Below are 20,515 nucleotides of genomic sequence, written 5' to 3' on the forward strand. Positions count from 1 at the left end.
CAGCTGTCCGCTTAGGAGTTCACCATACCGCCGGATCCGGCCAGTGTGGACCATCGGTGGCCCCTTTTCCCGGCCCTCTCGCGACTTCCTTTCCCCCTCAGACAGGCGAAAGAAGGCTGATCATGGCCCCCACGACGTCCAGTGCCACGACCTCGACGTCCAGCACCATCACCCTGCACGTCAACGGCGAGAAGTACACGCTGCCCGTCGACCATCGCACCACCCTGCTCGACGCGCTGCGTGAGCGTCTCGATCTCACCGGTACCAAGAAAGGCTGCGATCAGGGTCAGTGCGGCGCCTGCACGGTGCTGCTCGACGGACGCCGGGCCGTCTCCTGTCTGCAGCTCGCCGTCGCCGCCGAGGGACGCGAGATCACCACCATCGAAGGGGTGGCGGACGGTGAGCGGCTGCATCCCGTGCAACAGGCCTTCCTCGACCTCGACGGCTACCAGTGCGGCTACTGCACGCCCGGCCAGATCTGTTCGGCCCTCGCGGTGATCGAGGAGCACGCGGCGGGCTGGCCGAGCGCCGTGACCGCGGACGTGCGGCCCGAAGCGGGGGTTCCGCAGCTCACGCCCGAGGAGATCCGTGAGCGGATGAGCGGCAACCTGTGCCGGTGCGGCGCGTACGTGTCGATCGTCCAGGCCGTCGCACGGGCGGCTCAGTCGTCCGATACGCGGTCGTCCGATACGCGGTCGTCCGAGACCAAGGAGGCGGCGGCATGAGGGAGTTCGACTACGAGCGGGCCCACGACGTCACCGGCGCGGTCGCGCTGCTGGGCGCCGACCCGGACGCGCGCTATCTCGGCGGTGGTACCAATCTCGTCGACCTGATGAAGAGCGGGGTGGAGCGGCCCGCCCGGCTCGTCGACGTGCGTGAACTCCCTCTCGACCGGGTCGAGTTCACCAGGAACGACGGGCTGCGGATCGGCGCGACCGTGACGAACAGCGACCTCGCCGCCCATCCCGACGTACGGCGCCACTACCCGGCGTTGACCCAGGCCGTGCTGGCCGGTGCCTCCGGCCAGCTGCGCAACATGGCCACGGTCGGCGGAAACCTGCTCCAGCGCACCCGCTGCGGCTACTTCACCGATCTGGCGAAGCCCTGCAACAAGCGGGTTCCCGGCAGCGGTTGCCCGGCCGTCGAGGGCGAGCACCACAATCACGCCATCCTCGGTGCCTCCGCGCACTGCGTGGCCACGCACCCCTCGGACATGGCCGTGGCCCTCACCGCCTTCGACGCCGTCATCTCCTACGAAACGGCGGACGGGCCGGGGAAGTTGCCGCTCGCGGAGTTCTATCTGCCGGTGGGTGACACCCCGCACCTGGAGACCGCCCTGCCGCCCGGCGCGCTGATCACCGGCGTCACCCTGCCGGCCGCCCCGGTCGCCGCCCGCTCCCGCTACCGCAAGGTGCGCGAGCGCGCCTCGTACGCGTTCGCGATCGGCTCGATCGCCGCCGCCCTCGACGTCCACGACGGTGTCGTACGCGAAGTGCGCCTCGCCTTCGGGGCGGTGGCCTCCCGGCCGTGGCGGGCCCGTGCGGCCGAACGGGCGCTGACCGGGGGACCGGCGAGCGCCGAGGCCTTCGCCGCCGCAGCGGACGCCGAGCTCGAGGCCGCCCGGACGCTGCCCCACAACGGATACAAGGTGCCTCTGATGCGCAATCTCGTCGTGGCGATGCTGACCGAGCTCACCGAGGAGGCGGCCCGATGACCGGTACGACCACGACCACGACCACGACCGCGACGACGGCGGCGACCGCGACGTTCGGGGCCGTCGGCGCCGCGCACACCCGCGTCGAGGGCGTGGCCAAGGTCACCGGGGCGGCGCGCTACGCGGGCGAGGTCCCGTATCCCGAACTCGCCCACGGCTGGCTGGTGTTGTCCACCGTGGCCCGTGGCCGGATCCGCGCGGTGGAGTCCGCGCCCGTCCTCGCGATGCCAGGCGTCGTCGCCGTCCTGCACCACGAGAACGCCCCGCGTCTCAACGGCGACTACACGAACGCCTTCGGGGTGCCCGACCCGATCGCCCAGATCTTCCAGCACGACCGGGTCCCGTTCGTCGGCTGGCCGGTGGCGCTGGTCGTCGCCGAGACGCCCGAGCAGGCCAGGGAGGCCGCCGAGGCCCTCGTCGTCGAGTACGACGAGGAGCCGCACGACGTCGTGTTCGCCGCCGGGCTTCCCGGGGTGTACGCGCCGGAGAGCGCCCCCGCCGCGCAGAAGGGCGACCTGGAGGTCGAGCTCGCCGCGTCCGCCGTCGTCGTGGACGCCGAGTACAGCACTCCGGAGGAGCACCACAACCCCATGGAGCCGCACGCGGCGATCGCACGCTGGGACGGCGGCCGGCTCGAGGTCGTCGACTCCAACCAGGGCAGCAGGTTCGTGGCGGACGAGCTCGCGAAGCTGTTCTCGCTCGACCCCCAGTCGGTGCGGGTGCGCTCGGAACACGTCGGCGGCGGCTTCGGCTCCAAGGGCACCCGCCCGCACTCGGTCGCCGCCGCGATGGCCGCGACCGTCCTGCAGCGCCCCGTCCGCGTCGTACTGACCCGCCGCCAGATGTTCTCGCTCGTCGGCTACCGCAGCCCCACGGCCCAGCGGGTCAGGCTCGGCGCCGACGCGGACGGCCGGCTGCGCGCGTTCGACCACCGGGCCGAGTGCCTCACCTCGACCGTGTACGAGTTCGTCGAGCGGGCCGCCGAGTTCGGGCGCGCGATGTACGACTCCGACGCGCACTACTCGCAGACCCGTGTCGTACCGCTCGACGTGCCGACCCCGAGCTGGATGCGGGCGCCCGGCGAGGCGCCGGGCTCGTTCGCGCTGGAGTCCGCGCTCGACGAACTCGCCGAGAAGTGCGGACTCGACCCGATCGCGCTGCGCGCCCGCAACGAACCGGCCGTCGGCCCCGTCTCCGGGCTGCCGTTCAGCGGCCGCAACCTGCTCGCGTGCTTCGAGGAGGGAGCCAGCCGGTTCGGCTGGGCGGACCGTGACCCGCGTCCCGGTGTCCGCCGCGAGGGCCGCTGGCTGCTCGGGACCGGCACCGCCGCGTCCACGTTCCCCGTGCTGTCCGCCCCGTCCACGGCGGCCGTGACGGCCGAGCCGGACGGCACCTTCACCGTACGGATCACCGCGTCCGACATCGGGACCGGGGCCCGGACCGCGCTCACCCTGATCGCCGCGGACGCGCTGGAGGTGGCGCCGGAGCGCATCCGGATGCGCATCGCGGACAGCGACTTCGGCTTCGCGATGATCGCCGGCGGCTCGATGGGCACCCGCTCCTGGGCCTGGGCGATCAGGGTCGCGGCGGACGAGCTGCGCGAGCGACTGGCTCTGGGCGGCGGCATTCCGCCGGAGGGGATCACGGCACGCTCGGACACCTCACAGGCGGTCGGCGCGCTGGAGCAGAAGGAACGGCACTCCTTCGGGGCGCAGTTCGCCGAGGTCGCCGTCGACGTCACCAGCGGGGAGGTGCGGGTGCGGCGGATGCTCGGCATCTTCGCGGCCGGCCGGATCGTCAACCCGCTGACCGCGCGCGGGCAGTTCGTCGGAGGCATGGTCTGGGGCCTGTCCATGGCCCTGCACGAGGAGGCTCACCGTGACCGGGCGAGCGGCGGCCATGTCGGCGCCGACCTCGCCGGCTACCACTTCTCCGCGCACGCCGACGTACCCGACATCGAGGCGGACTGGGTCGACGACCCCGACCCCGGGGACCCGGTCGGCATCAAGGGCATCGGCGAGATCGGGGTCGTCGGAGCGGCGGCGGCGATCGCCAACGCGGTCTGGCACGCGACGGGTGTACGTCACCGGAATCTGCCGATCCGCCCGGACCGGGTGCTGCTGGCGGGCGCGGGAGGGGACCGGGATGCTTGACATCGCAGGCGAGCTGAACCGGTGGGCCGAGGAGGGCCGGGACTTCGCCGTCGCCACCGTCGTGAGCGTCGGCGGCAGCGCCCCGCGCGGCCCCGGCGCCGCCCTCGCGGTCGACAGCGGCGGCACGGCCATCGGCTCGGTCTCCGGCGGCTGTGTGGAAGGCGCCGTGTACGACCTGTGCGTCCAGGCCCTCCAGGACGGCCGCACGGTGCTGGAGCGGTTCGGCTACAGCGACGAGGACGCCTTCGCGGTGGGGCTGACCTGCGGCGGAGTCATCGAGGTCCTGGTCACCCCGGTGCGCGCGGACGCGCCCGAGCGGCCGGTGTACGCGGCGGCGCTGGCGGCCGCGTCCCGGGGCGAGGCGGCGGCCGTCGCCCGGGTGGTCCGGGGACCGGCGGAACTGCTGGGGAGGGTGCTGCTCGTCCGCCCCGACAGCTCGTCCGGCTCTTCCGGGGCATCCGACTCCTCCGGGGCATCCGGCCCGTCCCGGTCGTCCACGCCGTACGCGGGCGGCCCGGGCGTCTCCCATGAGGGGAGCCTCGGCGGTCGTCCGGAGCTGGACCGCACGGCGGTGGCCGAGGCCCGTGCCCTGCTGGCGGCGGGCCGCACCGGCACCCTCGAACTGTCGGAGGACGGCGCGCGCTGCCCGGGTGTCGTGACCCTGCTCGTCGAGTCGAGCGTGCCGCCGCCCCGGATGATCGTCTTCGGCGCCGTGGACTTCGCGACGGCGCTGGTACGGGTGGGCAGGTTCCTCGGTTATCACGTGACCGTGTGCGACGCCCGCCCGGTCTTCGCCACCCGGGTCCGCTTCCCCGACGCCGACGAGATCGTGGTCGACTGGCCGCACCGCTACCTCCGGCGCACCGTCACCGACGACCGCACGGTGCTGTGCGTGCTCACCCACGACGCCAAGTTCGACGTACCGCTGCTGGAGGTGGCCCTGCGGATGCCGGTGGCGTTCGTCGGTGCCATGGGGTCACGTCGCACGCACGAGGACCGTGAGCGGCGGCTGCGTGAAGTCGGCCTGGGTGAGCGGGAGTTGGCCCGCCTGAGATCTCCGATCGGGCTCGACCTCGGGGCCCGTACGCCCGAGGAGACCGCGCTGTCCATCGCGGCGGAGATCGTCGCGGCACGGGAGGGCGGGACAGGCGCTCCACTGACCGGCTCCAGGACACCGATCCACCGCGACGGGGGCGGGCGGGGGACCGGTGCGGCGGGGGCACGGGAGGCTGCCTGAGAAAGGCGCGCGCGGACGGACGGCTCAAGCGCGAGGTGCACGGGTCGACCACCCTGGAGGTACCGCCGGTGCCCGCCCGGCGCGACCTGGGAGGTTGGAATGGACACCATGCACGCGGTGCGCGGCCACCGACGGGGCGGTCCCGAGCAGCTGACGTACGAGATCGCCCCGCGTCCGGTGCCGGGCCCGGGAGAGGTCCTGGTCGGGGTGCGGTCCGCGTCCATCACGCCGGACGAACTGGTCTGGGACGCGACCTGGACCGACAGCCTCGACGGCGGCGGCAGCGAGCGGGTGCCCGTCGTGCCGTCCAAGGAGGTGTCCGGTGTCGTCGCCGAGCTCGGCCCCGAGGTGTCGGACTGGAACGTCGGCGACGAGGTGTACGGGCTGATCCCGTTCACCCGGGACGGGGCCGCGGCGGAGTTCGTCGCCGTCCCCGCGGCCGTACTCGCCGCCAAGCCGGCCCGGCTCGACCACGACCACGCGGCGGCGCTGCCGCTGGCCGGGCTGACGGCCTGGCAGGGCCTGGTCGTGCACGGCGGCCTGCGCCCCGGTGCCCGGGTGCTGGTGCAGGGCGGCGCGGGCGGGGTGGGCTCCTTCGCGGTGCAGGTCGCGGTCGCGCTCGGTGCCTCGGTCACCGCGACGGCCGATGCCGAAGCCGCCGATTTCGTGCGCGAGCTGGGCGCCGAGCAGGTCGTCGACTATCGGAGCGAACGCTTCGAGGAGCATGTCGAGGACGTCGACCTGGTCTTCGACACCGTCGGCGGCGACACCCAGGAGCGCTCCTGGAAGGTGTTGCGTCCCGGCGGCCGCCTGGTGAGCATCGTCGCCCCGCCCGACGCCACGAAGGAGGGCGGCAGGTTCTTCGTCGTGGAACCGGACCGCTCCGGGCTGGAGGAACTGTCCCGCCTGGTCGCGGCCGGCGAACTGGCCCCGCCCGTCGACCACGTCTTCCCCCTCGCCGAGACCGCACAGGCGTACGCGGCACTGGAGCAGGGCCATCGCCGGGGCAAGATCGTGCTGCACGTCTCCTGAGCCGACACCGGACACGACAGGTAGTCGAGCCGTGGCCGCGGCGGACACGGGACGTGGTCGGGCCCTGTCCGCGGCTCAGGAGGCCGAGGCCGACCGAGTGAGCCAGTCGTACGCGGCCTGTGCGGTGAACTCGCCCTGACCTCCGCGCAGCAGCAGTCCCGCCGTGGCGAACGCCGGGTCGTCGGCCTGTGCGGCGACGTACGGGACGGCGATGCAGCGCATCCCGGCCGCGTGTGCGGCGGCGGCGCCCGGAGCGGCGTCCTCCAGGACCACGCAGTCCGCGGGGTCCGCCTCCAGACGGCGCGCCGCTTCGAGGAAGACGTCCGGGGCGGGCTTGCCGTGCGCGACCTCGTCGGCCGAGACGACGGTCGTCAGATGGGCGGCCAGGCCGGTGCCCGTCAGGATCGCCTCGATGGCGGCCATCGAGGAGCCCGAGGCCACGGCCATCGAGGCGCCCTCGGCGGCCAGCAGCTCGACGAACTTCCGCATCTCCGGGTACACGTGGGTGGCGGCGCGGGCCAGCTCCAGATAGCGGCGGTTCATGTCGGCGAGCAGGGCCTCCAGCGGGGGTCGCAAGCCGTAGCGCTCCTGCCAGAGCGCCACCGTCTCCCGGGTGCTGATGCCGACGTAGCGCTCGTGCTCGGCCCAGGTGAAGTCGGTGATGCCCTGCTCGGCGAGCGTCTGACGGCCGGCCTCGAAATAGTTCGGCTCGCTGTCCACGAGTGTGCCGTCGAGATCGAAGATGACCGAAGTGCGGCCGAGAGTGCTCATGGGGTCCAGGATGCCAAGCGAGGGCCGCGCGCGGCCGATCACCCCTGTGCCACCCGTCAGTTTCTCGTTGCTCGCCCGATCGACTCCACCAGCGGCAGCACCCGGTGCGGAACCCGCTCGCGCAGCGCCACCTCGGTGCGGGTGCGGACGACACCGGGCATGCTGATGAGCGCCTGGATCACGTCCTCCAGGTGGGCGTTGTCGCGCGCCACGACCCGGGTGAGCAGATCGCCGCCGCCCGTGATCGAGAACGCCTCGATGATCTCCGGTACGGCGGCCAGCGCGTCGCCGACCTCGTCGAGGTGGCCCTGTGTGACCTCGATGTGCACGAAGGCGAGGACGGGGTGGCCGAGCGCAGCGGGGGACAGCGAGGGGCCCGTACCGGTGATCACCCCGTCCCGTTCCAGCCGGTCCAGGCGGGCCTGGAGCGTGCCGCGGGCGACACCGAGCATGCGGGCGTACTCGCGCACGCTGGTACGCGGCTGCTCCAGCAGCAGCCGCAGGATGCGGGTGTCGAGTTCGTCCACGGCCATGATCCACCGGCCTCCCTGCCGCCTGGGCTGATCTTCTTCGACCGTACCAATGGCTCAGCCCGCCGTGAGCCCGGTGGGCCGGTCCACCTCTCCCCGCTCACTTCGTCCGCTCTCCCCGCTCGCCTTGCCCTCCGCGCCGCGTTTGCCGGTGCGTCGCCCACCGCGTTACCTGGAGGGGTGGCATTCGGCTCGAGGAGCGGCGAGGAGCGACGATGATCACGCAGGAGCAGGTCGACCGAATTCTCCGGCTCGGCGGGAACGGGCTCCCGTTCGTCTCCCTCTACCTTCCGGTGGAACCGGACCGGCCCGGCCGGCGTACGTACCGGGCCCGGCTGGCCAGTCTGCTGGAAGGGATCAGGCCGCTCGCGGACGACCGCTCGCTGGAGCACGCCGTACGGGTCTCGCTGCGCGACGACATCGCGAAGATCGAGAAGAGGCTCGGCGAGGAACCCCAGCGGCCCGGGACCGTCGTCGTCTTCTCCTGCAGTGGCCACGGCGTCTACGAGGAGGTATGGCTGCCGCGCGCCACCCACGAACGCGTCGTGGTGGACGCGGACCCCTACGTCCGTCCGATGCTGGCGGTGCTCGACGAGTACGACCGCACCTGCGCGGTCGTCGTGGACGAGGTCACCGCACAGGTCTGGGAGTACCACCTCGACGAGGTCCGGGAGCTGGCGGCGATCCGCGACCGGACGACGCGCGGGCCCGAGCACGCCGCGGGGCTCGACGAGGTCCGGGTCCGCGACAGGGCCGACGAGCTGAGCAAAAGGCACTACCGGCGCCTCATCGGCGAGCTCAAGCGCCTGTTCAAGGAGGGGGGCTTCGATCTGCTGGCCATCGGCGGGCACCCCTATCAGGTACCGGCCTTCATCGAGTTCCTCCCTCGTGACCTGCACGACCGGCTCGTCGGCCGCTTCACCGTCGACCGTGACACCGCGACCGCCGCCGACATCCGGGACAAGGTACGGGTCCTTGTCACCGACCGCGCGTACCAGGAGCAGGAGCGGCTGGTCGGCGAGATCCTCGAGGCCGTCGCGACCAAGCATCACGCGACGGTGGGGCTCGACGACACCCTGTGGGCGGGCTCGCTGGCCGCGATCCGGACGCTGGCCGTGGACGCGCAGGCCGTCGCCCCGGGAGTCGTCTGCGACCGCGACGGGCTGCTCGCCCGCACGGGGGAACAGTGCCCGCTCTGCCAAGACGCCCTGCGCGAGGTCCCCGACGTCATCGAGGAACTGGTGAAGACCGTCATCGAGGACGGCGGCGAGGTCCGCCACATCGAGACGGAGACGGACCTGCACACGCACCTGACCGGAGCCCTGCTGCGCTTCGAGCTCCCCCCGCACCCGGTCGACGCGGAGTGATGCCAATGGCATCCACATGGCTCCCCTCCCCGCTCGATGGCTGTGCCAATGGCTCAGTGCTCCGGAGTCCACTTGAGCCAACAGCCCCGATGATGCTGTGATGGGCAGGTCGATGGCGCTGCGGGACCCCCGCGGCGCCTTTTGCATGCCTGAAGGACAGGCCGAGCTCAAGGGGCGGGGAAACAGTGCTGAAGAGGGTGTTCGTGGCACCGGACCCGGGCCGGCTGCGGCTGCGCGGGGCCCTCCGGGCCGTCCTCGGCATCGGCCTGGCGGTGGCCCTGTGCGGCGTCACCGGTGCCTCCCTCGCGGGCGCGGTCGCGGGCGGACTCGCGGCGCTGCTCGCCCTCTTCACGGTCACCGACGCCACGGTCCGCGGACAGCTGGCGACGACGGCGCTGCTGCCCGTGGTGGGCCTTCCGGTCCTGGCCCTCGCGGCCACCCTGCACGACCACCCGGCGGCGCGGGGCGCGGCCTTCCTCGCCGTCGTCGGCGCCGGTGTGTACGCCCGCCGCTGGGGCGCGCGCGGCCATGCCCTCGGCGTCTTCGGGTTCATGGCCTTCTTCATGGCGCAGTTCCTGCACACCGTGCCGGCGCGACTGCCCGAGCTGTACGGCGCCGTACTGCTCGCCCTCCTCGCGTCCTCGGCAGTCCGATTCGGACTGTGGTGTTACGAGCGCCGGATGCCGCCCGCCGGGGCGCTCGCCCCCTCGGCCGGCCGCGGGCTCGCCCGTCCCACCACCCGCCAGGCGGTCCAGGCCGTCGTGGCCGCCGCCTTCGCCCTGGGCGTGGGAAGCCTGCTGTCCCAGGAGCGCTGGTACTGGGCCGTCGGCGCCGCCTGGTGGATCTTCGTCAACACCACCTCGCGCGGCGAGACCCTGATCCGCGGCTACCGCCGGGTCCTCGGAACGGTGATCGGCATCGCCCTCGGGGCCTCGGTCGTCGTCCCCCTGCACGGCGCGCCCGTACCGACCGTGGCCCTGCTCGCCGTGTGTGTGTTCGTCATCTTCTACAGTGCCGCGGTCTCGTACACCTGGATGATGCTCGCGGTGACGGTGATGGCCGAGCTGCTGTACGGGATGTTCGGCGTGCTGGACCAGCACCTGGTCGTGCTGCGGCTGGCGGAGACCGGCATCGGGGCGATCGGCGCCGCGCTGGCGGTGCTGCTCGTCCTGCCGATCACCACGCACGCCACGACGGACGCCTGGATCGTGCGGGCGATCCAGTGTGTCCACGCCTGCACGACCGAGGCCGCGGCCCGTCTGAACGGCTCCTCCGCCGCCGACCCCGCGGCACGCGTAGCGGAGCTGGAGACGGTGCTGAACAAGGTGCGACTCTCGCTCACGCCCCTTCTGCACCCCCTCAATCCCCTGCGTGCCCGTGGCCGCAGGGCGCGCCAGGTACTCGCGGCGCTCAACACCTGCGCGCGGGAAGTGCGGGGCCTCGCCGCCATCGCGTCGGACCCCGTGGCCTCCTGCGACAACCGCCTCACCGTCGCGTGCGAGCGCGTCGAGAGGGCCGTCGAGGCACTCACCTCACCCGAACCGCGGCGGATCACGGTCCAGGCCGGAACACCTCCCCTGGAAGAGCCGGTACTCGCACACCTGCACGGGCTCGAGCGGGCGCTCGCGGAACTCGCCGCGCCCCTTCTGCACCCCCGAGCTTCGAACCCCGTTCGCGTCTGACACGCGCGAGGCACGTGCACGGACCACGTAGAGGGTGGATCACCGCCCGGGCGGGGTAACCCCGCGGCTATCGGACACACGGAGCCCGCGGACCGTGCGGGAGCGGCCCGCGGGCCAAGCCGCTTGGGGGTGTCACCATGCGGGACTTCCCGCGAGGAACCGGACAGGGAGAGCGCTTCGGCGACGACGGGAGCGCGCGGCACCCGACGCCGTGGGCCGAGGGGCCGGGCGGCTGGCTGGACCGTGTTCCGGCAGGTCGCAGGGCCCGCGGCGCGACCCCGACCGCACCGCCGTACGCCATCGGATCCCGGCGGACGCAGCCGTCCGTCCCGGGTCTCGGCGGGCGCCTGATACCCGTGCCGGGCCGTTCCGCCGCCTCGGCGTCGCCCGACGACTCGCCGCCGTACGCACTCCTGCGCGCCGCCGCCGAGTTCCTCACCCTCCGCCACACCGAGGAGCGCCTCGGCGACCCGGCCCGGCGCATCGCCGCCGCGCGGACCGAGATCGCGGAGACCGGCACGTACCGCCACACCACCGAGGAGCTCACCTTCGGTGCCCGCGTCGCCTGGCGCAACGCCAACCGCTGCATCGGGCGCCTGTACTGGCGCTCCCTGTGCGTCCGTGACCGCAGGGACGTGCGGACGGCCGAGGACGTCGCCGAGGCGTCGGCGGACCATCTGCGGGAGGCCGCCGGCGAGGGCCGGATCAGGGCGCTCATCACCGTCTTCGCGCCTGATCGGCCGGGCCGCCCAGGGCCACGGATCTGGAACGAACAGCTCATCCGGTACGCCGGTTACGCCCGCCCGGACGGCTGTGTGACCGGCGATCCGCGCAACGTGGGCCTCACCGCGCTGGCCCGGCGGCTCGGCTGGCCCGGCGGCCCCGGCACCCCGTTCGACGTCCTGCCGCTGGTGATCCAGGGCGCCGACGGCAGGCCCGACGACCCACCCCGCTGGTTCACGCTGCCCAAGGACGCGGTGCTCGAAGTGGAGCTCGCCCACCCCGAGTACACCTGGTGGCGCTCGCTCGGACTGCGCTGGCACGCCGTGCCCGCGCTCGCCAACATGTGCCTGGAGATCGGCGGCATCTGCTACCCGGCGGCCCCGTTCAACGGCTGGTACATGGGCACCGAGATAGGCGCCCGCAACCTCGCCGACACCGACCGCTACAACCTCCTTCCGCACCTCGCCGACCGCCTCGGCCTCGACACCCGCACCGACCGTTCGCTGTGGAAGGACCGCGCGCTCGTCGAACTCAACCGCTCCGTCCTGCACTCCTTCGACCGCGCGGGCGTCACCGTCACCGACCACCACACCGAGTCCCGGCGCTTCCTCACCCACCTCGGCCGCGAGGAGCGCAAGGGCCGCCGGGTCGGCGCGGACTGGTCGTGGATCGTGCCGCCCATCTCCGGCAGCGCCACACCCGTCTTCCACCGCACCTACGAGACCGTGGAACGGCATCCGGCGTACGTCCACCACCCGGAGGCGCGCGCACGGGCGCTCGGGGAAGCGGGCGGGACCTTGGTCTAGACCGTTGGTCGCCGACTGCTACCGTCGGCCCCGGACAGCGCGGGACCGAGAGGGGAACGGCAGTGGCAGACGGCGGCACGCGGGAACAGCGGGCGTTCATCGGCTCGTTCACGGCGGCGGGAGGCCCCGGCGTCCTCACCGCGGCCGTGGACCGCGGCAGCGGCGCGCTGACCCTCCTGAGCGCGGTGGACGGCGTACCCGATCCCTCGTACCTCGCCCTGTCGCCCGCCCGCGACGTGCTCTACGCGGTCAGCGAGACGGCCGACGGCGCGGTGGCCGCGTACCGCGTGGACGGCGACGAGCCGAAGCCCGCCGGGCCGTTGGTATCCGTCGGAGGCAGCGGCCCCACGCACCTCAGCGTGTTCGCGGGACACGTCCTGACCGCCAACTACGGCTCCGGCAGCGTCACCGCCCTGCCCGTGCGCGACGACGGCACGCTCGTCGGCGCCGCCTCCAGCGTGCTCCAGCACAAGGGCCGCGGCCCGCACACCCCGCGCCAGCAGAGCCCGCACGCCCACCAGGTACAGCCCGACCCGAGCGGCCGCTGGGCCGTCACCGTCGACCTCGGCACGGACTCCGTGCGGGTCTGCGCGCTGGACGGCGGCCGGCTCACGCTGCACCGCGAGATCGCGCTGCGCCCCGGCTCCGGGCCCCGCCACCTGGCCTTCCACCCCCGCGGCGAACACGCGTACGTGCTCAACGAACTCGCCCCCACGGTCACCGTCTGCCGCTGGAGCGCCCTGGAAGGCTCTCTGCGCCCCGTCGGGGAGACGCCGGTGCTCTCGGGGGTCCCGGACGGTGACGCCTACCCCTCGGGCATCGTGGTGTCGCCCGACGGGCGTTTCGTGTGGACCGCCACCCGCGGCCAGGACGTCGTCTCCGTGCTCACGCCCGACGCGGTGGGCGAAGGGCTGCGACTGGTCGCCACGGTGCCCTGCGGCGGCGCCTGGCCGCGCGCGCTGGCCCTCGACCCCTCGGGGCGCTTCCTGTACGCCGCCAACGAGCGCTCGGGGGACGTCACCTGGTTCGCGGTCGACCCGGACACGGGGGTGCCGCGACGGGGCGGCTCGGTGGAGGTCCGGGCGGCGTCCTGCGTGGTCTTCGGCTGACCCGCCCGGCGGCGCCCCGCTGCCGGCGCGCGAGCCGCCGACGTACGAGAGCGTCGATGAGAGAAGGGCCCGCTCCGGTGAGAGGAGCGGGCCCTTCGACGTGCGAGGGGTGGTGCCTGGGCGGTCAGCGGACCGGCGCGCCCTGCGGCTGCTGCGGGGCGATGCCCAGCGCCGTCGTGTACTTGGCCAGCGCGAGCTTGCCGATCGCCGGGTACGGGCCGAGCGCCTCGGCGGCGGAGCAGCCCGCCTCCTTGGCGGCCGCGTCCAGCAGACCGGCGTCGATCTCCGGTCCGATCAGGTACGGAGCCAGGGCGAGCTGCTGGGAACCCGAGCCGCGCAGCTGCTCGGCGGTGGCCGCGATCGCGCCCTCCTCGTCCAGCGCCGCCGCCATCACCGGCACGGCGAGCCGCGCGGCGAGGAGCATGCCGGTGATCCCGGCCGCCTGTACGGCCTCCTCGCCGCCCACGGAGGCGAGGATGATGCCGTCGGCGGCCGTGGCCACGGTGAACAGCCGGGCACGGTCGGCGCGCGCCAGACCCGCCTCGGACAGGCGCACGTGCAGCGCCTCCGCGAGCAGCGGGTGGGGGCCGAGAACGTCGGTCAGGTCGGCCGCGATCCGGCTCTCCATGACGGCCTGGCGGACCCGGCGCAGCAACGCGTTGTCCGGGCCGGCGAGCAGGGGCACCACGACGGCGACGGGGCCGTCGGGCTGGGTCACGTCGGCACCGGCGGCACGGGCCTGCTCATAGCGGGCGGTGCGCTCCTCGGCGGCACGCGTGAGCACGGACTGCAGCGTGGGGAACTCGGCGTCGTCCCCGTCGAGGTACCCGATCCGGGCGTCGAGGCCGGGCAGCTCGGAGCGCGCGATGCTCACGACCTCCTCGGCGAGGCTGCGCGTGGCCGCGCTGGAGGTGCCCGGCACCGCGAGGACGAGCGCAGGCGCGCCCTCGGGAGCCGCCAGCGGCTCGGGTCGGCGGTGCCGCCCGGGCTGGCGAGGTCGCGGCATTCGTACTGGCAGGCCGGACGCGGGCCCAGTGGGGGAGCTCATGGCGACGCATGTTACTGGTTTCTTGGGCTCCCCTGTTCGGGGAGGGTGCAGGTGAGCGGTATCCGTCCCCTTTTGTCTGATGAGTTACGCGTGGATCAGAAATGATCGGTGTGGCTGGACTCGCCGGTGCTGTGGTGCTCCTGTGACGACCCGTGCGGGAGTCAACTTCACTTGTCCGACAGGCTGGATGAATCCTCCTTTCGGGTGACGGATGGCGAGGTTGTGCTCTTTTCGGTCATCACGTAGAGCATGTGTTCGTCGCGGGGGAGCGTGAGCCGGTCGCTCGCCAGGTCGAAGGCGATACGTACGGCGCCGTCCAGCGGGGTACCCGCGGCCGGTACCTGCCGGGCGTGCGGCAACCGCTGCGTCAACTCCGCGCGCAGCGGTACGAGGAGGGGGTCGCCCATCTTGAACAGGCCCCCGGTGAGCGCGACTCGGTCCTCCCCGGTGTCCGGGCAGACGGCGGCCGCGGAGTCGGCCAGGTGCCGGGCGGCGGCGCACAGCACGTCGCGCGCGACGGGGTCGCCCACGGCGGACGCGGCGCACGCGGCCACTTCGGGCGCGAAGGAGGCGAGTACGGCGGGCCGGTCGGTGCGTGGATACAGCTTGCCCGGCAACCCGGCCACCGGCCCGAACATCCGCTCGGCCCGCGCCAGCAGCTCCGCCGACCCGCCGGGGCGCCCGTCGAAGGCCCGCAGGGCCGCCTCGAGCCCGGCGCGGCCGATCCACGCCCCACCGCCGCAGTCGCCGAGCAGGTGGCCCCAGCCGTCCGCCCTGCGCCAGCCGCCCAGATCGGTGCCGACCGCGATCATGCCGGTGCCCGCGGCGATCACCGCGCCCGGCCGGGGGCCGAGCGCGCCCACGTACGCGGTCACCGCGTCGGCGGCCAACGCGAGCCGTCGCACGCCGAGTTCGCGCTCCAGCGCGGAGGGCAGCTCGGCGCGCAGTGCGTCGCCGAGGGTGGCGAGACCCGCCGCTCCGACGGCGACGGCCCCGAGTTCCTCCGTCCCGGTGGCGGCCATCAACTCCCTGGCCATCGGGAGCAGTTGCGCCAGCAGGTGTTCGGCGTCGATGCCGCGCGGGCCGGTGCGGACCGGCTCCTTGGAGGTCAGTGGAACGCCGACGACATGGCCGTGCACGGCCAGCGCAGCCCGCAGCCCCGAGCCACCCGAGTCCACCGCCAGCACACCGGCCGACGCGTGGGAGGGACGCAACAGGCTCCCCTCCTCTCTGCGGACCGGCCGGTTGGGCGATCGGTTGGGCGATCGGCTGGACCGGCTCGGTGATCTCGGCGCGGAGGAAGACTAGCGCCGAGGGGCCGGTTCGCGCGCGGTGCTCGTCCGTGGGAATCCGTAGGAATGTGTCACGGCGTGTGCCAGTAGAGTGGCACGTCGTGGCACCACGACCCTTGCATGAACTCATCGAAGCAGGCTGGGCGAAGGCTCTGGAACCTGCGGCCGAACGTATCGCCGCCATGGGGGACTTCCTCCGGGCCGAGATAGCGGCGGGCCGGACCTATCTCCCGGCCGGGGCGAATGTCCTACGAGCCTTCCAGCAGCCTTTCGACGATGTCCGCGTGTTGATCGTCGGCCAGGATCCCTACCCCACGCCGGGGATGGCCATCGGGCTGAGTTTCGCGGTGTCGCCTGAGGTGCGTTCACTGCCGGGCAGCCTGGAGAACATCTTCCGGGAACTGCACACGGACCTGGGGCTGCCCAGGCCGTCCAACGGCGATCTGACGCCCTGGACCGAGCAGGGGGTGCTGCTGCTCAACAGGGCGCTGACGACGGCGCCCCGCCAGCCCGCGGCGCACCGGGGCAAGGGCTGGGAAGAGGTCACGGAGCAGGCGATCCGGGCGCTGGTCGCGCGGGAGAAGCCGCTGGTGTCGATCCTGTGGGGGCGTGACGCGCGCAACCTGCGGCCGCTGCTCGGGGATCTCCCGGCGATCGAGTCCGCGCACCCCTCACCGATGTCGGCCGACCGCGGCTTCTTCGGCTCGCGTCCGTTCAGCCGGGCCAACGAGCTGTTGGAGAGGCAGGGCGTGCAGCCGGTGGACTGGCGCCTGCCGTAGAGCGGTCACCGGATCTCGTGCCATCCGCGCGGGTTCCGGGGCGCGTACGGGTTCTGTGGGCAGGGACGGGGCGGGCACCGGTGCGCGGCGGTGCCCGCCGGAAGGCGCGGGACGCGCCACTGTCGTGGACGACGAGACCGATCTGACCGTCGTCGGTGCGGCCGTGACGGAGCGTCAGTCGCCCCGCTCGCCGTCACCGCGACCTCGCCCCAGGACCGGCGGCATCCGAGCTCCCGTCGGATTTTCGGGCGGCATCGTGCAACCCCGCCATCGCCGAGCCCGTCGACGTGCATGAGACTGTGCTCCGCGACTGCACTCCGCAGCTCGTCCGCACCGACCCGGGAGGGACCAACAGCATGATCATTTTTGGCACCAGGGGATACCTGTACCAGCTCGCGATACTGACGCTGGTGTGTGGCCACTGCGGCAATCCCTCGGCGCACACGCTGCGCAAGCGTGTCACGAAGTTCACGCTGTTCTTCGTGCCGCTGTTCCCGATCTCGTCGAAGTACGCGACGCAGTGCACTTTCTGCGGCGCGGAGCAGAAGGCGACCAAGGAGCAGGCGGAGCAGCTGCAGGCGCAGGCCGCGAGCGCGCACGCCGCCCAGCAGCACGGCCAGCCGCAGCAGCCCCAGCAGCCGTACCAGGCCTGAGCCGGGGGCGGGGACCGGCGCGGCGGTACGTCGGCGGCGCCGCGCTCCCCGCGGACGGCGCCGGTCCGCCGCCGACCCCTTCCGTACGAGTCGTCCAGGTTGCATCCCGTGCCGCATAGGTCGGAAATGCCCCTCGTCGGGCAATGATGGACTACTTGGACATGGCGTCTCGACGGAAGGGAACCCTCTCATGGGTCTGATCGGATCGATCGGCCTGATCCTGCATCCCCGGCGCAATCCGGGGCCGGTCATCGAGTCGGTCGTGCAGTGGGCCCGCAAGAACGATGCCGAGGTGCTGGGGCTGCCGGACGAAGTGGGCCGTATCGCCTGCAGCGCCGTGGCCGTACCGGATCAGGACCTCGTCGCCCGGGCCGATCTGATCGTCAGTCTCGGCGGGGACGGGACCATGCTCCGTTCCATGAGGCTGCTGTCCGGAAGCGCCACTCCGGTGCTCGGCGTCAACCTGGGCCGACTGGGCTTCCTCGCGGAGATCGATGTCGACGAGCTCCAGCCGGCGCTGGACCGGATCGACAGCGGCCAGTTCACGACCGAGGCCCGGATGGCCGTACGAACGCGCCTCCCGGACGGGCGCGAGGTCCGTGCGTTCAACGACATCGCCCTTGTACGGGTACCCGGCAGCGGCATGGCCGCCATCGCGATCCGGCTCCAGGGCGAGGAGTTCATCCGCTACGCCGCCGACGCCGTCGTGGTCTCCACCTCGACCGGATCGACGGCGTACAGCTTCGCGGCGGGCGGCCCGATCCTCTCGCCCCGGGTGGAAGCCATCCTGGTCGTCCCCGCCAGCGCGCACTCGTCGTTCGACCGGGCGCTCGCCCTGCCCGCGGACGAGGACGTCACCCTCGAACTCCTCCCCACGACCGGGCGACTGGCGGTCGAGGTCGACGGCGAGGTGCTCGGCTACCTCGACGCGGGCGACCGGGTCACCGTGTCGGCGTGCCCCGCGGCGGCTCATGTCGTGCGCCTGGGCGGTACGACGTTCTACCAGCGAGCACGCAGAAAACTCGGCATCAAAGGAAGTATCGAAGCGGGCGCGCGAACCTCCCAGGACCCCGCCGACCCCTCGACGGGGTCCTGAGGAGCGGGCTGAGGAACGCGTCGTGAGCGGCACAGCGGCCGATGCTGATGGTCGTCCATGCGCATCCGGACGACGAGGCCGGTCAGACGGGCGGCACGCTCGCCCGATATGCGGCCGCCGGAGTGCGTACGGTTCTCGTCACCCGCACCGAGGGTGCGCAGGGCGACGGAGCCGGCAGCAGCAAGCCCGGGCACCGCGACCACGAGCCGGCGCAGGTCGCCGCACGCCGCACGCCGCACGCCGCACGCCGCTCCCGCGAGCTCGCCGAGTCGGGAGCCGCGCTCGGCGTCAGTGACCTGGTCCGGCCATGTCCGTACGCACGAGCTGACCGTCGCCGCCTTCGAGTGGACCAAGCGGGCCGGCGGATCTCCCGGCGAGGAGGGCGGCCGGCACTCGCGGAGCCTGCCGAAGCTGCACTACATCGCCGTGTCGCTCTCGAGTCTGCCAGCGGTGCGGGCCCTGGCGGAGGCCGCCCTCGGACCCGACGCCTGGATCCCTCCGCTCGATCGGGGGCTCAGTCCTGCCGGCCGACCCCTTGAAGCGCCGCCCGCTGCCGCGCGGCGCGCACCGCCGCCGACAGCGAGGCGATGTCGTAGGCGCCGTGGTGGCGGCGCCCGTTGACGAAGAACGTCGGGGTGCCCGAAACACCGCTGAGGTCGGCGGACTCCACGTCCGCCGCGACCCGGGCCGTCCCCGTGCCTTCGCGGAGGTCCTTGCGGAACCGTTCGGCGTCCAGGCCGATCTCCTCGGCGTAGCGGAGCAGGTCCTTCGGCCGCAGGTCACCCTGGTGCTGCATCAGCAGATCGTGCATCTCCCAGTACCCGTCCTGGTGGGCCGCGGCCTCGGCGGCCTCCGCGGCGAACTGGGCATTCGGATGGACGTCGGTCAGCGGCAGATGCCGCCACACGTAGCGCACGTCACCGAAGTCGGCGAGCAGCTCGCGCACCACGGGCTCGGCCAGGCCGCAGTACGAGCACTCGAAGTCCCCGTACTCGACGAGCGTCACGGGCGCCTCCAGCGGGCCGCGTACGTGGTCGCGGTCCACGTCCACGGGGTCGCTGAGGTCGACGATGGTGGTGCCCGTACCGAGGAGGGCCCGGACACGGGAACGCTTGGGAAGGGCGCCGATCACCGAGGTGACCAGCCAGGTGAGGAGGAACGCGCCCACCACGGCGGCGAGGATGCCGATCTTCGCCTCCGCCAGCCGGGCCCCGTCGAAGGCGAGGGTCGCGATCAGCAGGGACACGGTGAACCCCACTCCCGCCAGGGTGCCGCCCGCGGTGATGGCGCCCCAGCCGACCGGCGGGTGCAGCCGCCCGCCGCTGGCGCGTGTCGTGAGCCAGGTGGCGACGATGATGCCGAGCGGCTTGCCGAGCACATAGCCGAGGAAGATGCCGAGGGCGATCGGCGAGGTGAAGGCATGGGCCAACTGGCCGGCGCTGATGGTGATGCCGGCGTTGGCGAGGGCGAACAGCGGCACGATCACATAGCTCGTCCAGGGGTGGAACATCCGCGTGAGCCGGTCGTTGGGCGAGAGCGTCGAGGCGATCCCGCGCCGTACGGAGCGCTCCAGCTCCGGCGTCGGCTGCTCGCGGAAGCGCCGGAAGAGACGGCTGGCTCGTTCCAGGTCGACGCGCTCGGCCGGGTAGGCGTAGGTGAGCAGGCCCATCGCGAGCCCGGTCACGACCGGGTCCACCCCCGACTTGAGCAGCGCGACCCACACCGCCGCGCCCAGCACCGCGTACAGGGCGGGAACCCGTACCCCGAGGGTGCGCCGCACCAGCACGACGGCCGCGAAGAGGCCGAGCGCCGTCAGCAGCGCGGGCAGGACCAGGGCGCCGCTGTAGGCGACGGCGATCACGGCCAGGGCCAGGAAGTCGTCCACGACGGAGATGGTGAGGATGAAGACCCGAAGACTGTCGGGCAGCCGTGTCCCGAAGAGAGCGAGCATGCCCAGGGCGAAGGCCGTGTCCGTCGACATGGCGGCGCCCCAGCCGTGCAGGGAATCGTGGCCCGCGTTGAGAGCCAGGTAGATCGCGATCGGTACGACCATGCCGCAGAGCCCGGCGAGCAGCGGCAGCGTGACCCTTCTGCGCTCCCGCAACTCGCCCAGGTCGAACTCCCGGCGCGCCTCGAGTCCCACGACGAAGAAGAACAGCGTCATCAGCCCGCTGTTCACCCACTCCCGCAGGTCCAGGGAGACTTCGCCCGTCCCGATGCGGACCGACAGCTCGGTGCTCCAGAAGGCCTCGTACGTGCCCGGCCCCATGTTGGCCCAGGCGAGGGCCACGAGCGTGGCGGCCAGCAGAACCGAGGCACTGCCGGTCTCGGTCCGCAGGAAGGAGCGCAGCGGACCGCGCCCGTCCTTGCCACACACGGTCTGCCCCGACAAGGGCGAGGTCTCAGCCGGCACAGTCACCCCCTGATTCTCGCCCCGCGGGTGGTCCGGCACGCGGCGAAACGGTGTCGGGGAGGAGATCCGCCCAGGTGCTCGGGGAGGAGATCCGCTCAGTGGCCCGGTGG

At 72.9% G+C, this 20,515-nt stretch carries 17 protein-coding genes and 1 pseudogene; 13 read left to right on the plus strand and 5 right to left on the minus strand.

All coding sequences use genetic code 11. The features are described from left to right. Positions 1-122 precede the first annotated feature (122 nt). From AQJ27_RS24535 to AQJ27_RS24555, 5 genes are all read left to right on the plus strand, one after another. Positions 123-725 carry a (2Fe-2S)-binding protein gene (locus AQJ27_RS24535; RefSeq protein WP_067372772.1) on the plus strand — a complete coding sequence of 201 codons (603 nt, stop codon included), beginning with the start codon at positions 123-125 and terminating at the stop codon, positions 723-725. After that, positions 722-1,714, plus strand: a complete 993-nt coding sequence (locus tag AQJ27_RS24540; RefSeq protein ID WP_067372775.1) for an FAD binding domain-containing protein — start codon at positions 722-724, stop codon at positions 1,712-1,714. Before AQJ27_RS24535 ends, AQJ27_RS24540 begins: the two co-directional genes overlap by 4 nt. Continuing rightward, positions 1,711-3,867 (plus strand): xanthine dehydrogenase family protein molybdopterin-binding subunit, encoded by a 2,157-nt coding sequence (locus AQJ27_RS24545; protein WP_067372778.1) that lies wholly within the window; start codon positions 1,711-1,713, stop codon positions 3,865-3,867. The genes AQJ27_RS24540 and AQJ27_RS24545 overlap by 4 nt, the downstream gene beginning before the upstream one ends. Further along, positions 3,860-5,104 (plus strand): XdhC family protein, encoded by a 1,245-nt coding sequence (locus AQJ27_RS24550; protein WP_067372781.1) that lies wholly within the window; start codon positions 3,860-3,862, stop codon positions 5,102-5,104. The genes AQJ27_RS24545 and AQJ27_RS24550 overlap by 8 nt, the downstream gene beginning before the upstream one ends. Positions 5,105-5,203: 99 nt before the next feature. Beyond that, positions 5,204-6,136: an NADP-dependent oxidoreductase gene (locus AQJ27_RS24555; RefSeq protein WP_235613568.1), complete on the plus strand. Its 933-nt coding sequence runs from the start codon at positions 5,204-5,206 to the stop codon at positions 6,134-6,136. Positions 6,137-6,211: 75 nt separating this feature from the next. On the opposite strand, the gene AQJ27_RS24560 is transcribed toward AQJ27_RS24555, so the two are convergent. Together AQJ27_RS24560 and AQJ27_RS24565 are read right to left on the minus strand one after the other, a co-directional pair. After that, positions 6,212-6,907 carry an HAD family hydrolase gene (locus AQJ27_RS24560; RefSeq protein ID WP_067373464.1) on the minus strand — a complete coding sequence of 232 codons (696 nt, stop codon included), beginning with the start codon at positions 6,905-6,907 and terminating at the stop codon, positions 6,212-6,214. A gap of 56 nt (positions 6,908-6,963) precedes the next feature. After that, entirely contained in the window at positions 6,964-7,440 is a 477-nt protein-coding gene (locus AQJ27_RS24565; RefSeq protein WP_067372784.1) for an Lrp/AsnC family transcriptional regulator, read from the minus strand. A 212-nt stretch (positions 7,441-7,652) separates the two neighbouring features. Here AQJ27_RS24565 and AQJ27_RS24570 point away from each other — a divergent pair, with 212 nt between their 5' ends. The 4 genes from AQJ27_RS24570 to AQJ27_RS24585 all read left to right on the plus strand — a co-directional run bounded on the left by AQJ27_RS24570 (position 7,653) and on the right by AQJ27_RS24585 (position 13,124). Continuing rightward, positions 7,653-8,804 (plus strand): baeRF10 domain-containing protein, encoded by a 1,152-nt coding sequence (locus tag AQJ27_RS24570; RefSeq protein WP_067372787.1) that lies wholly within the window; start codon positions 7,653-7,655, stop codon positions 8,802-8,804. A gap of 185 nt (positions 8,805-8,989) precedes the next feature. Continuing rightward, positions 8,990-10,486 (plus strand): FUSC family protein, encoded by a 1,497-nt coding sequence (locus AQJ27_RS24575; protein ID WP_067372790.1) that lies wholly within the window; start codon positions 8,990-8,992, stop codon positions 10,484-10,486. A gap of 137 nt (positions 10,487-10,623) precedes the next feature. Then, positions 10,624-12,015 carry a nitric oxide synthase oxygenase gene (locus AQJ27_RS24580; protein ID WP_079065219.1) on the plus strand — a complete coding sequence of 464 codons (1,392 nt, stop codon included), beginning with the start codon at positions 10,624-10,626 and terminating at the stop codon, positions 12,013-12,015. A gap of 62 nt (positions 12,016-12,077) precedes the next feature. After that, positions 12,078-13,124 (plus strand): lactonase family protein, encoded by a 1,047-nt coding sequence (locus AQJ27_RS24585; protein ID WP_067372793.1) that lies wholly within the window; start codon positions 12,078-12,080, stop codon positions 13,122-13,124. A gap of 124 nt (positions 13,125-13,248) precedes the next feature. Here the strand turns inward: AQJ27_RS24585 and AQJ27_RS24590 are convergent, their stop codons facing one another. Both AQJ27_RS24590 and AQJ27_RS24595 read right to left on the minus strand, forming a co-directional pair. After that, entirely contained in the window at positions 13,249-14,172 is a 924-nt protein-coding gene (locus AQJ27_RS24590; RefSeq protein WP_096239944.1) for a sirohydrochlorin chelatase, read from the minus strand. A gap of 167 nt (positions 14,173-14,339) precedes the next feature. Continuing rightward, on the minus strand, positions 14,340-15,386 hold the full coding sequence (locus AQJ27_RS24595; RefSeq protein ID WP_235613567.1) for an N-acetylglucosamine kinase: 1,047 nt from the start codon (positions 15,384-15,386) through the stop codon (positions 14,340-14,342). A 179-nt stretch (positions 15,387-15,565) separates the two neighbouring features. Between AQJ27_RS24595 and AQJ27_RS24600 the strand changes: the two genes are divergently transcribed. The 4 genes and pseudogenes from AQJ27_RS24600 to AQJ27_RS58785 all read left to right on the plus strand — a co-directional run. After that, positions 15,566-16,243, plus strand: a complete 678-nt coding sequence (locus tag AQJ27_RS24600) for a uracil-DNA glycosylase (RefSeq protein ID WP_067372796.1) — start codon at positions 15,566-15,568, stop codon at positions 16,241-16,243. 356 nt (positions 16,244-16,599) lie between these two features. Next, on the plus strand, positions 16,600-16,896 hold the full coding sequence (locus tag AQJ27_RS24605; protein WP_067373474.1) for a zinc-ribbon domain-containing protein: 297 nt from the start codon (positions 16,600-16,602) through the stop codon (positions 16,894-16,896). A 190-nt stretch (positions 16,897-17,086) separates the two neighbouring features. Beyond that, the gene (locus tag AQJ27_RS24610) at positions 17,087-17,992 is read left to right on the plus strand and encodes an NAD(+)/NADH kinase (RefSeq protein WP_096239942.1); all 906 of its coding nucleotides are present in this window, start codon (positions 17,087-17,089) and stop codon (positions 17,990-17,992) included. Positions 17,993-18,033: 41 nt separating this feature from the next. Further along, a pseudogene (locus AQJ27_RS58785) lies at positions 18,034-18,291 on the plus strand (PIG-L family deacetylase); the annotation flags it as partial. A gap of 215 nt (positions 18,292-18,506) precedes the next feature. Here AQJ27_RS58785 and nhaA read toward each other — a convergent pair. Continuing rightward, entirely contained in the window at positions 18,507-20,405 is a 1,899-nt protein-coding gene (gene nhaA, locus AQJ27_RS24615; protein ID WP_079065223.1) for a Na+/H+ antiporter NhaA, read from the minus strand. Positions 20,406-20,515: the final 110 nt, after the last annotated feature.

Origin of the sequence: Streptomyces olivochromogenes (genome assembly GCF_001514115.1) — a bacterium.
Taxonomy (GTDB): domain Bacteria; phylum Actinomycetota; class Actinomycetes; order Streptomycetales; family Streptomycetaceae; genus Streptomyces; species Streptomyces olivochromogenes.

Excerpts from the sequence above, each read along its gene's own strand:
- AQJ27_RS24535 (WP_067372772.1), top strand. The coding sequence starts at position 123 with ATGGCCCCCACGACGTCCAGTGCCACGACCTCGACGTCCAGCACCATC.
- AQJ27_RS24550 (WP_067372781.1), top strand. The coding sequence starts at position 3,860 with ATGCTTGACATCGCAGGCGAGCTGAACCGGTGGGCCGAGGAGGGCCGG.
- AQJ27_RS24555 (WP_235613568.1), top strand. The coding sequence starts at position 5,204 with ATGGACACCATGCACGCGGTGCGCGGCCACCGACGGGGCGGTCCCGAG.
- AQJ27_RS24580 (WP_079065219.1), top strand. The coding sequence starts at position 10,624 with ATGCGGGACTTCCCGCGAGGAACCGGACAGGGAGAGCGCTTCGGCGAC.
- AQJ27_RS24610 (WP_096239942.1), top strand. The coding sequence starts at position 17,087 with ATGGGTCTGATCGGATCGATCGGCCTGATCCTGCATCCCCGGCGCAAT.
- AQJ27_RS24565 (WP_067372784.1), bottom strand. The coding sequence starts at position 7,440 with ATGGCCGTGGACGAACTCGACACCCGCATCCTGCGGCTGCTGCTGGAG.
- AQJ27_RS24605 (WP_067373474.1), top strand. The coding sequence starts at position 16,600 with ATGATCATTTTTGGCACCAGGGGATACCTGTACCAGCTCGCGATACTG.
- AQJ27_RS24590 (WP_096239944.1), bottom strand. The coding sequence starts at position 14,172 with ATGAGCTCCCCCACTGGGCCCGCGTCCGGCCTGCCAGTACGAATGCCG.
- AQJ27_RS24570 (WP_067372787.1), top strand. The coding sequence starts at position 7,653 with ATGATCACGCAGGAGCAGGTCGACCGAATTCTCCGGCTCGGCGGGAAC.
- AQJ27_RS24560 (WP_067373464.1), bottom strand. The coding sequence starts at position 6,907 with ATGAGCACTCTCGGCCGCACTTCGGTCATCTTCGATCTCGACGGCACA.
- AQJ27_RS24540 (WP_067372775.1), top strand. The coding sequence starts at position 722 with ATGAGGGAGTTCGACTACGAGCGGGCCCACGACGTCACCGGCGCGGTC.
- AQJ27_RS24545 (WP_067372778.1), top strand. The coding sequence starts at position 1,711 with ATGACCGGTACGACCACGACCACGACCACGACCGCGACGACGGCGGCG.